Source organism: Saccharibacillus deserti (assembly GCF_013618475.1).
Taxonomy (GTDB): Bacteria; Bacillota; Bacilli; order Paenibacillales; family Paenibacillaceae; genus Saccharibacillus; species Saccharibacillus deserti.
In genome coordinates, this window is record NZ_JABJVN010000001.1 from 782,676 (window position 1) to 795,408 (window position 12,733).

Sequence of the window (12,733 nt, forward strand, 5' to 3'; positions counted from 1 at the left end):
CCGGCTGCAGATTGAACCTGCAGCCGGGTTTTGCATGAACCGTTTACGCGCGAAGGTCGATCGAGCCGCCAAGATGAGGAGAAGCGCTCGTTTCCAGCATTTTTGCCATCTGCTCGCCCTGCTGTTTCGCTTGATCCATCGAAATGCTCAAGACTTGTTTCGAAGCCTGTTGTCTAACTGCGACCTGGCTCATTGCCATGGAGAGTGCCGCGATATCCATATCGGTTCCTCCTTTCCGGCTGGCGGAGTCGGTTTTTGCCCAGACGCAAGCCTACCTGTGTTATCGGTTTCGATAAAGCGGGAAAGAATAGGGCTTTTGCAGGAGTTGACTTTTTCGCAAGAATAAGATAAAATAATATACATTGTGGACACTTGAATAACGAAAATGCACTTATAGCATGCTTTGAAGATCCGAATCGCACTGGCGCGGTCATCGGAGCCGCAAGGATGGAAGAGAGGTAGGGCTTTCGTTGTTTTAGATTTCAGAGAACGAAGCCTTTCACCGTATAGTGACAGCTCATGAATTTTAACGAAACGATTTCGTTATGGACATGCAATCTGGCGGTTGTGTGCAAGAACGTATATAACGGGCAAGACAACGGGCGATTCGATCCATGAGAATCGGTCCGGCGAACGTAATCGTTCGGTTTGGCAAGAGTGCCGGCGTATGGCAAGACCGGCGAACGGTAAGAGGTTTCTCCGATTATTCAAGTGAAAAGCGGCGGCGGCACACAGCATGTGTCCGATAAGCCCGCTTGCGAACGGCTATCCTGCGGGATAGCCGTTTTTGTGTTTGCTTTTCATCTGCGCAGCCTTGATTCCTTCGCGAAATAGATTTATACTTATTCTAAGTTGAAATTATATAAAAAAATTGACCATAAATGGGGAATAAGAAGATGAAATCGATCAATTTGACGACCCAACGGCAGGCCGTATACGATGTGGTCCGCGAATCCGAAGACCATCCCACGGCGGCTGACGTGATGAACCGTCTAGTGGAGCGGGGGCACAGTTTCGCTTACGGGACCGTCTACAATTCGCTGCGTTACCTGACCGACAAAGATTTGCTCCGCGAACTCAAATTGGGCGAAACGGCAAGCCGGTACGATGCGAGAACGGACGATCACCAGCATATCGTATGCGAAATTTGCGGGAAAGTGGACGAAGTCACGGTACCGGTGCCGGAAGACTGGTTGACCCGGGTAGCGGAAGAAACGGGATACGAGGTGCAGGGCGCCCATATCGTGGTGGAAGGAGTGTGCGGGGCATGCAGAAGCAAGCGCAGGAAGTGATTTTTACGGATATGGCGTCTTTGGAGCCGGAAGTCTGCGAGATGACCAGACGCATCATCGTGGTCAGTCCTTTTCCGGGACGGATGCACGAGCTGATGCGGACGCTGATGGAAGCGTGTTTCGACGTGCTTGTTTTTCATCGTTGGGAGCATACGGAAGCGGGAGCGCTTCAGCCCGATCTGTTGATCTTCGATGTGAGCGGTTCGCAGGATGAAGATCCGGTCGGCGCTTTTCGGGAAAATATGCACCCGGTTCATGCCGCGGTACCGACGCTTTTCCTTGTAGACGAACGCATGCTGGAAGAAGACAGTGCGGTCGGCGGGCACGAAGAACTGCTGGTTTGGCCGGCGCGTCCGCAGGAAGGGCTGCATCATGTTCGCCGTATTTTGCGCAGCGCGGCTTCGCGCACGCTTGAAACTTCTTTTGCGCCCGACCCGGAATCCGTACGCGATCAATGGATCTTCAAAGACCTGCGTATCGACCGCCGCCGGATGACCGTATACCGAGGGGGAGCCCGAATCGACCTGACCAAGACGGAGTACGAGCTGATGCTGCTGCTGATCGAAGGACAAGGAAGCGTACGTACGCGCGAAGAGATGCTGAACCGCATATGGGGAACGCAGTATTTCGGGGGCAGCAACGTCGTTGACGTACATGTGAAAAGTTTGCGCAAAAAGTTGGGCGACAGTGCCGGAAAACCGCTGTATGTAGCGACGGTTCGCGGAGTCGGGTATCGTTTGGCGGATTGAAGGGCAAAGGCGGCGCGCTCTCGCGCCTCTTCACGGGATCTTCACGTAAAGCTCAAGTTTCCCTCATGATCGCCCGACGGGAGGATGGTAGAATTCAATTATTGATTTAGAAAAAGTCTAATATCAATTCTAAATCCATTGAATGAGTTCTGTACTCTATCCTCAATCCGGAAAGGAAGATTCTGAGATGACCGATTCCAAATTGACGACCAACCAGGGGGCTCCTGTCGGAGACAACCAAAATTCCAGAACGGCGGGACGCCGGGGGCCGGCGCTGCTGGAAGATTACCATCTGCTCGAGAAGCTGGCTCATTTCGACCGCGAGCGTATTCCCGAGCGTGTCGTGCATGCGCGCGGAGCGGGCGCTCACGGCGTATTCCGAACCGAACGCGGGATGGCTGCCTATACACGCGCGGCATTTCTGCAGGAAGCTGGACTCGAAACCCCCGTATTTGTCCGGTTCTCGACCGTTATTCACGGCACCGGTTCGCCGGAAACGGCCCGAGATCCGCGCGGATTTGCAGTCAAGTTTTATACCGGGGAAGGCAACTATGATCTTGTCGGCAACCATCTGCCGGTGTTTTTTATCCGTGATGCGATCAAATTCCCGGACATGGTGCATTCGCTCAAGCCGGATCCGCAGTCCAATCGGCAGGAGCCGGCCCGTTACTGGGACTTTATGACACGGATGCCGGAATCGACCCATATGATGACCTGGCTGTTCTCGGATCACGGCACGCCGGCCAATTATCGCGAAATGGACGGCTTCGGCGTTCATGCGTTCAAATGGGTGAATGCCTCCGGAGAAGTCGTCTACGTCAAATATAAATGGGAATCGAAGCAGGGCGTCCGTACGCTGGACACTTCGGAAGTACGCGAGATTCAGGGCCGTGATTTCAACCATGCGACGCGCGATTTGTTCGATCGGATCGAAGCAGGCGATTTCCCGGAATGGACACTTCGCGTGCAGATGATCCGGGCGGAGCACATCGACGATTACGAATTCGATCCGCTCGATCCGACAAAAGTCTGGCCGGAAGAACAGTTTCCGCTGCAAACGGTGGGTACGATGACACTGAACCGCAATCCGCAGGATTTCTTCGCCGAAGTCGAGCAGTCCGCGTTTTCGCCAAGCGCTCTGGTGCCGGGAATCGAACCTTCGGAAGACAAACTGCTGCAGGGCCGTCTGTTCTCCTATCCGGACACGCAGCGCTACCGTCTGGGCGCCAACTACCTCCAACTGCCGGTCAACTGTCCGTATGCGCCCGTGCGCAATTATCAGCAGGGCGGGGCCATGAATATGCGGGGCCGTATGGAAAAAGAAAATTATGAACCCAACCGGTACGAAGAAAGCCCGGTCGAAGATCCTGCATTCCGCGAATCCGAGCCTGAATTGGAAGGGCGTGCAGGCCGTCAGCAGATCGCGAAGACCGACGATTTCACCCAGGCCGGCATGCAGTACCGTTCTTATACGGCCGAAGAACAGGATCATCTGATCGCCAATATCGTAAACGATCTGAGCGGGGTCGGTCAGGAGATCCAACTGCGGGCGATCTGCAACTTTGTACGCGCCGACCGCGAATACGGCATGCGCCTTGCCCGTGAACTCGGCGTGGACGTTTCCTCTTTTATGGGAGGACGCTGAACCGAAAAAATAGAGAAAAAAAGGCCGGGGTTCGCATCCAATGATGCGAACCCCGGCTTTGCTGCAGTCGGGCCGCCGTACGATTGAAGAATCGGCTTAATACTTGAACAGCATCGCGACCAGTTGGAAGCCCGAACCGATCGACCAGAACAATACATAATCGCCGCGCTTTACGCGTCCGGTCTCGACCGCTTCGTGCAGGGCGATAAACGGGCTGCTTGTCCCGGTATAACCGAATCGGTCTCCGACATAAAGCATTTGTTCGTCGCCGAGTCCGAACTGCCGCTGGATTTTCAGTACATTTGCGAGCGAAAACTGGGACAGGCAGTAGCTGCCGACCTCCCGCGGCGTTACGCCGTTGCGGCCGAGCAGCTTCTCGAGCATTTCGTAGGTCGGCGGCATGGCGGCATGCGCTTCGAACGGAAGCCAGAGAATGCTCTGCTTGGCGGAGCCGTATTTGACGGTCTTCGCCAGTCCTTCCGCCGGATAACGGATAAAGTCGCGGTTGACCGGATCGGTATGATAGATGGAATCGATAAACCCGCTTTCTTCTTCCGTACGCTCCAGGACGACGGCTGCGGCTGCATCGCCGTAATTGGCATAGGTAATGGCGCTGTCCGGATCGCTGATCAGGGTATTGTAGTCCGAACCGATAATCAAAGCGCGCCGGATATGCGGACTTGTGAGCATATAGCGGCTGGCATGATCCACGGCGACGACCATACCCGCGCAGTTGGCGTTGGAATCCATGACCATGGCCTGGGAGCCGGCTCCGATCGCGGCATGCACATACAGGGCGTTGACCGGGAAAGTCGTCTCGGGCAGCTGGGTCGAAAACACGATCATATCGATGTCGGATCCCTGCAGACCGGCTTTGGCGAGTACCTTTTTGGCCGCTTCGATCCCCATGGTCAAGCCGTTTTCCTCGCTGCTGTCGATGACATAACGCGATTTGCGGCCCATATGTTCCATGAAGCGCCGAATATCTTGGTCCTTACGGTCAAAATGTTCGAAATAAAATTCGTTGTCGATCGCGTTTTCGGGATGGTAAATATCTACGGCTTCAATACGAATACGGCTCATGCGAAGGTCTCCTTTTCCTATGTAACATCGACGCGCAAAACAAGACTCCGCAGTTGAAGGGCGGAGTCCCGAAAGGTTGAACCGGGGTTCGGATTTATTTCGTTACGATTTCGATCGTGTTCAGGCCGGCTTCGCGGGCAACCCGCGCCAACTGCATCTTGATAATCATCTGGGCGGCGCTGATAATGAAAACGACTTTTTGGAAGCCGGTTTCTTTGTAGCCCGCAAACGAACCTTTCAGCTTATCGATTTCTTCCGTACCAAGCAGATCCATATCCCGGCAGTCTACTTCGAGCGTAAAAGTTTTCGCATCGATCGAAGACGCCATTTTTGCGTAATCGCGTACGAAATTTTGGTAGTCTTGGGGAGTAAAGGTACCGCTAACTTTCATGTCCACTTTCTTTGCCGCCTGGTTGGTCTGAATACTGTATGGAGCTTGTGCCATGATAAGTTTTTCCTGCCTCTCAATATTTTCTATACCTCTTTCTTTATATCGGCGCGGAGCCCGGAGAATGAAGAGACCTACAATTATTCTACATTTTTTTTTGCAGGCCATGATACCAAAAAGGAAGAAACGGCGGAAGATATTTCGGATCTGATGCCCAAAGCAAAACGCCGCCGTCCGTACGAGCGAAGGAAAGTGGACGTAAATTGGCGCAGCGGCGCAGCGTAAGATAAAATAAGAGAATAATCACAACCGGAATAGGAGAGCCTGACGCCATGAGATATCGCAATATGCAGGAATGTATCGCCGATCTGGAACAAGCCGGACATTTGATCCGGGTAACGGAAGAAGTCGATCCGAATCTGGAGATGGCCGCTATCCATTTGAGAACGTTCGAGGCGGGCGGACCCGCTTTGTTTTTTGAAAAGGTAAAAGGATCGAAATACGGCGCGGTGTCGAATCTGTTCGGCACCATCGAGCGCAGCAAATACATCTTCCGCGATACGTGGGAATCGACGCAGGAAGTCATCGCTCTTCGCAATGATCCGATGAGAGCGCTGAAACAGCCGCATCGGTATGCGGGTACGGGTCTTGCGGCCCGCAAAGCGCTGCCGATCAAGAAATCCGGCCTTCCCGCCGGTTTCGAAGAGATCCGGATCTCCGACCTGCCGATGATCAAGAGCTGGCCGAACGACGGAGGGGCATTCGTGACGCTGCCGCAGGTGTACAGCGAAGATCCGGACAAGCCGGGCGTCATGAACGCCAATCTCGGCATGTACCGGATCCAGCTCAGCGGCAACGAATACGAACAGGACCGGGAAATCGGCGTGCATTACCAGATTCATCGCGGCATCGGGGTGCATCAATCCAAAGCCGCCAAGCGCGGACAACCGCTTAAGGTGAGCTGCTTTATCGGCGGACCGCCGGCGCACACGCTGTCTGCGGTTATGCCGCTGCCGGAAGGACTCAGCGAGCTGACGTTTGCGGGACTGCTGTCGGGACGCCATTTCCGCTACAGCTACGAAGACGGGTTCTGCGTCAGCCACGATGCCGATTTCGTCATCACCGGCGAGATCTATCCCGACGAGACGAAACCGGAAGGACCGTTCGGCGACCATCTCGGCTATTACAGCCTTGTGCACGAATTCCCGGTGATGCGGGTGCATAAAGTGTACGCCAAGAAAAATGCCGTGTATCCGTTCACCGTCGTCGGCCGTCCGCCCCAGGAGGATACGGCGTTCGGCGCCCTGATCCACGAATTGACCGGAGGCGCGGTGCAGCAGGAAATTCCGGGCGTCAAAGAAGTGCATGCGGTCGACGCCGCGGGTGTCCATCCGCTGCTGCTGGCCGTGGGCAGCGAACGCTATACGCCTTACCAGGCGGTCAAGCGTCCGGCCGAGATCCTGACGATCGCCAACCGGATTTTCGGTACGGGCCAGCTCAGTCTTGCCAAATATTTGTTTATTACGGCGGAAGACGACGTGCCGGTCAACGCACACGATATTCCGAAACTGTTCGCGCATGTGCTGGAGCGGATCAATCTGCGGCGCGATCTGCATTTCCAGACAAATACGACGATGGACACGCTCGATTATTCGGGCACCGGCCTCAACAGCGGCAGCAAAGTGACCTTCGCCGCCGTGGGCAGCCCGGTACGCAAACTGTCGACAGGCGTTCCGGCCGCATTGGCGGACCTGCCGGGCGGCTTTGGACAGGCAGGGATGGCGATGCCCGGCATCGCGCTGCTGCAGGGACCGGCATTTGTCGATTACGAGTCGGCGGAAGCGGAAATCGGCGAACTGGCGCAGGCGATCGCGGCGCGCGGTCCGCTCGACGGCTGCCCGATGATTGTCCTGTGCGACGATTCGGCATTTATGGAAACGGCATTCGATAATTTCCTGTGGGCCGGCTTTACCCGCAGCAATCCGTCGCACGATATCTATGGCGTCAACGCTGCGTACGAGCACAAGCACTGGGGCTGCGATAATGTCATTATCGATGCCCGTATCAAGCCGCACCAGGCGCCGCCGCTGATTCCGGATGCCGGCGTGGCCGAGCGTGTAGACCGTTTGTTCGAGCCAAGCGGAAGCTTGGGCATTCTGCGCGCCCTGCGGCGCTGATTCCGCCGTTTTCTGTTCAACCCGGTTTTCTTTCTTCGTATCCAGCGGAGGAAAAGAACCGGGTTTTTTGTTGTCTTTTTCAAAGAGGCCGAGATCCATCGTTTTCTTCTATATGTGTATAGAAAATGTCTATTGGCGAAACGATTGACCCTGGGACGCGGCGAGTGGTAAGCTTCTTCTCAACCCGAAAGCATACAAAAACCATCGGAATTATTAATTTAATTTTACGGCTGAGTGATTTCGAGAAAAAGAGAGGCGGAGAGAGCGCATGACGAACAAACGGAGCTTGAAATTCGGTGCCATTATTCACGGGGTAGGCGGAAGCGTAACGGGATGGAGACATCCGGAGGTGCTCGGCGACGCCAGTGTCAATTTCGATTTCTATAAACGCCAGGCGCAGACCGCGGAAGAAGGCAAGTTCGATCTGGTGTTTATCGCAGATGGCCTGTATATCAACGAAAAGTCGATTCCCCATTTTCTGAACCGGTTCGAGCCGCTTACGATTCTGTCGGCGCTTGCCGCTGTTACAAGCCGTATCGGCCTGGTCGGCACGCTCTCCACTTCGTACAGCGAGCCGTTCACCGTCGCCCGCCAGTTCGCTTCGCTCGACAAGATCAGCGGAGGGCGCGCCGGCTGGAATGTGGTGACTTCGCCGCTTGAAGGCACGGCGCGCAACCATACGATCCGCTCGCATCCGGCACATGCGGACCGCTACAAGATTGCCGAAGAGCATCTGGATGTCGTTCGCGGACTGTGGGATTCATGGGAAGACGATGCTTTTGTGCGGGACAAAGAGTCGGGCGTGTTTTTCGATCCCGGGAAGCTGCACCGCCTGAACCATCAGGGCGAATATTTCTCCGTCGAAGGACCGCTGAATATCGACCGTTCGAAACAGGGTCAGCCGGTCGTGTTCCAGGCGGGATCGTCCGAAGACGGAAAAAATCTGGCGGCACGTTCGGCGGATGCGGTGTTTACGGGACATGAACGTCTCGAAGATGCCCAGGCCTTTTACCGGGATGTGAAGCAGCGGGCTGTCGCCAACGGCCGGGAGCCGCAGGATATTGCGATTCTGCCGGGTATCAACCCGATCGTCGGCCGTACGCTCGAAGAAGCGGAAGCGAAGTACGAACAGATCGCTTCGCTTGTGACGATCGACAAGGCACTGGAGTATCTCGGCCGTTTCTTCGACCATCACGATTTCTCGCAGTATCCGCTTGACGAAGCTTTCCCGGATCTTGGCGATCTCGGCAGCAACGCATTCAAGAGCGGAACGGACAAGATCAAGCGCGATGCCAAAGAACAGCGTCTGACACTGCGCCAGGTCGCTCTGCGTTCGGCGACGCCGAAGACTTCCTTTATCGGAACGCCGGAAGACGTAGCCGATCGGATTCAGGAATGGTTCGAAGCGGAAGCCGCGGACGGATTTATTGTCCATACGGATATTCCGAGCGGCCTGCGGACTTTCGTCGATACGGTCGTTCCGATTCTCCAAGCGCGCGGATTATACCGCCTCGATTATGAATCCGATACGCTGCGGGGCAATCTGGGAGTGCCGATCCCGGAGAACCGTTATACGGCCGAGCGCAGCCGGGCGGCTGCCGGGAAAGCGGCGGCGGGAAGCCTTTCGTCCAACTGATCCCGCCGGAAAGGTATTCGATCGATCGCGGCAGCGCCGGAAGCCATGTATTCCGTTCCTGCCGCTCTTACATAAACAGAAGGAGGCTTACCCATGACGAACGGGATCATCCACAAGCTCGCGGCAGGCCGCGTCTATCCAAAAAGAAGGTTTAAGCTCGGCTGCGTGCTCGGAGCCCTTGCTCTTGCGCTCACTACGGCGCTTGCCGGATGCGGACCGGCACCGGGCGGAAGCACGGCGAAAGCCGCTTCGGGAACGGCCGGTTCGGCCGCTTCGACTCCTGTTCAAGGCGGCGAACTCACCTACGCTCTGGCCACTTCGCCCGATACGCTCGATCCGCGCCGGAGCGGACTCGCCGTTTCCGTCCGGGTATTCGGCGCCCTGTACGATACGCTGCTAATCCGCAATGCGGACGGTTCGCTCGGTCCGTCGCTGGCCACGGAATGGAAAGCGTCGGAAGGCGGTCTGAGCTATACGCTCAAACTCAGGGACGATGTGAAGTTCCAGGACGGTACGCCGTTCAATGCGGAAGCGGTCAAATACAACTTCGACAGCATTATCGACCCCGAGACCAAAGCGGCCAACGCTCTCGCGCTGCTGCACCCGTACAAATCGTCGGAAGTCATCGACGAGCATACGATCAAGCTGAACCTTGAGACCCCGTCCCAGGCGTTTCTCGGCAATCTGAGCCAGGGCATGTTGAGCCTCGTCTCGCCGACGGCCGCCCAAAAAGACGGTGAAAATTACGGGAAAAACCCGGTGGGTACAGGACCGTTCAAGTTCGTAAGCTGGTCGGAAAACGCGGAGATCAAGCTGGCGAAGAATCCCGATTATGCCTGGGGAAGCGCGGAGTCCCCAAATACCGGGGCGGCTTACCTCGATGCGCTGACCTTCAAAATCGTACCGGAAGAAGCGACGCGGATCGGCGGCGTGCAAAGCGGGCAGGTGCTGGCCGCCGAAACCGTTCCGCCGCAGAACGTGGTCGCGCTGCAAAACGATCCGAATGCGCAGCTGCTTCAGACCAATACGATCGGTTTCCCCTACACGCTGTTTTTCAATCTGGAGCATGAGCCCTGGAACGAACTCAAAGCGCGCCAGGCGGTGCAGTACGCCGTCGATCTCGACTCGATCGTCAAGACGCTGTACCTGGGCACTTATGAACGGGCCTGGTCTTCGGTCACGCCCGGCATTCTCGGATACGACGAATCGCTGGAAGGTCAAATCAAACCGGATACGGCCAAAGCGAACGCGCTGCTCGATGAATTGGGCTGGGTCAAGGGGGCGGACGGAATCCGCGTGAAAGACGGCAAAAAGCTGACGCTGCATTATGTGGACGGTTCGCCGAACCGTGAGAAGCGCAACGATATCGCTGCCATGATCCGCGAGCAGCTCAAAGCGATCGGAATCGAAACGGAGGTCGAGATTACCCAGGATATTGCCACGGTCGTGTACCAGAATTGGGACTACGATCTGTACGGCAACAGCCAGGTGAACTCGGATCCGCACGGTCTGGCTTCTTTTTACCATTCGACCGAAGAAGAAGGCCGGCGCACGCTGTCCGGATTGTCCGATCCGCAGGTCGACGAATGGCTCGATCAGGGAGCAATCGAACCCGACGAAGCCAAGCGGGCCGAGCTGTACAAAAAAGTGCAGCAGTATATCAGCGATCAGGCGCTGATCCTGCCGGTGTACGTATTCCCGTACACGGTAGCTGCAGGCCGATCGGTTCAGGGGCTCGCCTTCGACCCGTTCGGTTATCCGATCTTCAATGACGTCTATCTGCAAAAATAAACCGGCCGCGCGTTCCCGACAGCAGCGCAAACGGCCGGCAAGGAGGAATTTCGATGCTGCAGGCTATCGCTTCGCGCCTCGCCAGTTCGCTGCTTGTGATCGTCGGTTCGTTGGCCCTCGTCTTTTGTATCTTTTATCTGCTGCCGGGAGACCCGGTACTGTCGATGGTCGATCCGACTTCGGTCAGTCCGGAAGTTATCGAGAATCTTCGGGAGCAGCTCGGGCTGAACCGGCCTTTTCATGAAAGGCTGCTGACTTATTTCGGCGATATGCTGACCGGCGATTTCGGACGCTCGCTCGTCGGGTCGGAGCCGGTACTGCCCAAGATTCTGCATCAGGTTCCCGCGACCCTGCTGCTGACGGCGGCCAGTTCGCTGATTGCCATTGTGGTCGGCGTCGCGCTTGGCGTGCCATCGGCGGTTCGCAAAGGCGGCCTTATCGACTTCGCCGCACGTATTGTCGGACTGTTCGGCATCTCGATGCCGACATTCTGGTCGGGGATTCTGCTGATCCTGATCTTCTCCGTGCAGCTGAAGTGGCTGCCGGCCATGGGGTCGGACGGTTGGGCGACCCTTGTGATGCCGGCGCTTGCGCTTGGTTTTGTCGGAGCCGGTTCGATCGTACGCATGGTTCGCGGCAGTATGCTTGAGGTGCTGGGCGAACCGTTCGTCACGACGCTTCGGGCGAAAGGACTGCGTGAGCGGCTCGTTCAATACAAACATGTGCTGCGCAACGCGCTTATTCCGGCGGTGACGCTGATCGGGATGCAGATCGGCGACATGCTGGCGGGAACGGTCATTATCGAAACGGTCTTTTCCCGCCAGGGAGTCGGACGGATTCTCGCCGATGCGATTATGGCCAAAGATCTGCCGGTCGTGCAGGGCGTCGTCTTTTTCACGGCTATCGTCTACGTAGGCATCAATTTGCTGGTCGATCTGTCGTATGCGGCGATCGATCCCAGAATAAGACGGAGAGGGGCAGGGCAATGAAACATTCGGCGGCTGCGGCCAAAACGTCCGGACGCCTGCGGCGGATCCGGCAGGCAGGACTCGACAAGGCGCCATGCGGCGCCCAACATCGGACAAGCGGAACAAAACTGCGCTTCGGCTCTGCCGACGTGCTTACGGGACTGGCCGGGATCGCCGTAAGTTTTCTGGTCTTGTGTGCGCTTGTTCCCGGCTGGATCGCTCCGTATTCGCCGACGGAGATGAACACGGCAGCGATTTTGCAGGCGCCTTCGGTCCTGCATCCGCTCGGCACCGATTATTTCGGACGCGATGTCTTCAGCCTGATCGTATACGGGACCCGGGATTCGCTGCTGATCGGGATCTGTTCGGTATTGGTGGGCGTGCTGATCGGCGGGACGCTCGGTACGTTGGCCGGATACGCCGGAGGCAAGCTGGATACGGTACTCATGCGGCTGATGGATGTGCTGCTGACCGTTCCGGGGATCCTGCTCGCGCTGACGATCGCGGCCGCACTTGGACCGGGTCTGCGCAATATCGTGCTTGCGATCGCGATCTCCTCGGTACCGGGTTACGCCCGGGTGATGCGGGGACAGATTCTGGCGATTCGCCGCCGGGGTTACGTGTTCGCTTCGCGGGCAATCGGCGCAAGACCGTCTTCGATCCTGATCAGGCATGTGCTTCCGAATTCCGCTGCGCCGCTGCTGGTGATGGCGACACTCGGATTGGGCTCTTCCATTTTGGCGGGGGCGGGCCTCAGCTTTCTGGGTCTCGGCGTGCTGAAGGAAATTCCGGACTGGGGGGCCCTGCTGTCGCAGGGCCGCGGTTATCTGACGGTAGCGTGGTGGATCTGTACGTTCCCGGGCCTTGCGATCACGCTGTTTGTTCTGTCGATCAATCTGATCGGCGACCGCTGGCGCGACGCCGTCGATCCCAAGCGAAAAGGAAAAGTCTAAGTCTGACCGGCGGATTGGAATCAAAAAAGTCCGCAGCCTTACCCACCCTAT

At 56.6% G+C, this 12,733-nt stretch carries 11 protein-coding genes; 8 read left to right on the forward strand and 3 right to left on the reverse strand.

The genetic code is table 11. From position 1 onward, the window contains the following. Positions 1-43 precede the first annotated feature (43 nt). Positions 44-220, reverse strand: coding sequence for a YjfB family protein (locus HOP44_RS03510; RefSeq protein WP_172250582.1), 177 nt, complete (start codon positions 218-220; stop codon positions 44-46). Positions 221-896: 676 nt separating this feature from the next. Here HOP44_RS03510 and HOP44_RS03515 point away from each other — a divergent pair. From HOP44_RS03515 to HOP44_RS03525, 3 genes are all read left to right on the forward strand, one after another. Further along, positions 897-1,292, forward strand: a complete 396-nt coding sequence (locus HOP44_RS03515; protein ID WP_172250584.1) for a Fur family transcriptional regulator — start codon at positions 897-899, stop codon at positions 1,290-1,292. Beyond that, complete coding sequence (locus tag HOP44_RS03520; protein ID WP_172250586.1) at positions 1,268-2,041, forward strand: response regulator transcription factor; 774 nt, start codon at positions 1,268-1,270, stop codon at positions 2,039-2,041. Before HOP44_RS03515 ends, HOP44_RS03520 begins: the two co-directional genes overlap by 25 nt. A gap of 187 nt (positions 2,042-2,228) precedes the next feature. Beyond that, the gene (locus tag HOP44_RS03525) at positions 2,229-3,686 is read left to right on the forward strand and encodes a catalase (RefSeq protein ID WP_172250588.1); all 1,458 of its coding nucleotides are present in this window, start codon (positions 2,229-2,231) and stop codon (positions 3,684-3,686) included. 96 nt (positions 3,687-3,782) lie between these two features. Here HOP44_RS03525 and HOP44_RS03530 read toward each other — a convergent pair whose 3' ends face one another. Beyond that, on the reverse strand, positions 3,783-4,769 hold the full coding sequence (locus tag HOP44_RS03530) for a ketoacyl-ACP synthase III (RefSeq protein WP_172250590.1): 987 nt from the start codon (positions 4,767-4,769) through the stop codon (positions 3,783-3,785). Positions 4,770-4,863: 94 nt separating this feature from the next. Continuing rightward, on the reverse strand, positions 4,864-5,214 hold the full coding sequence (locus HOP44_RS03535; RefSeq protein WP_172250592.1) for a hypothetical protein: 351 nt from the start codon (positions 5,212-5,214) through the stop codon (positions 4,864-4,866). A gap of 275 nt (positions 5,215-5,489) precedes the next feature. Between HOP44_RS03535 and HOP44_RS03540 the strand changes: the two genes are divergently transcribed. The 5 genes from HOP44_RS03540 to HOP44_RS03560 all read left to right on the forward strand — a co-directional run bounded on the left by HOP44_RS03540 (position 5,490) and on the right by HOP44_RS03560 (position 12,682). Beyond that, positions 5,490-7,334 (forward strand): UbiD family decarboxylase, encoded by a 1,845-nt coding sequence (locus HOP44_RS03540; RefSeq protein WP_172250594.1) that lies wholly within the window; start codon positions 5,490-5,492, stop codon positions 7,332-7,334. A 268-nt stretch (positions 7,335-7,602) separates the two neighbouring features. Beyond that, positions 7,603-8,970: an LLM class flavin-dependent oxidoreductase gene (locus HOP44_RS03545; protein ID WP_172250596.1), complete on the forward strand. Its 1,368-nt coding sequence runs from the start codon at positions 7,603-7,605 to the stop codon at positions 8,968-8,970. A 93-nt stretch (positions 8,971-9,063) separates the two neighbouring features. Then, positions 9,064-10,761, forward strand: coding sequence for an ABC transporter substrate-binding protein (locus HOP44_RS03550; protein ID WP_172250598.1), 1,698 nt, complete (start codon positions 9,064-9,066; stop codon positions 10,759-10,761). A gap of 53 nt (positions 10,762-10,814) precedes the next feature. Continuing rightward, positions 10,815-11,750: an ABC transporter permease gene (locus tag HOP44_RS03555; protein WP_172250600.1), complete on the forward strand. Its 936-nt coding sequence runs from the start codon at positions 10,815-10,817 to the stop codon at positions 11,748-11,750. After that, positions 11,747-12,682 carry an ABC transporter permease gene (locus tag HOP44_RS03560; RefSeq protein WP_172250602.1) on the forward strand — a complete coding sequence of 312 codons (936 nt, stop codon included), beginning with the start codon at positions 11,747-11,749 and terminating at the stop codon, positions 12,680-12,682. The genes HOP44_RS03555 and HOP44_RS03560 overlap by 4 nt, the downstream gene beginning before the upstream one ends. Positions 12,683-12,733: the final 51 nt, after the last annotated feature.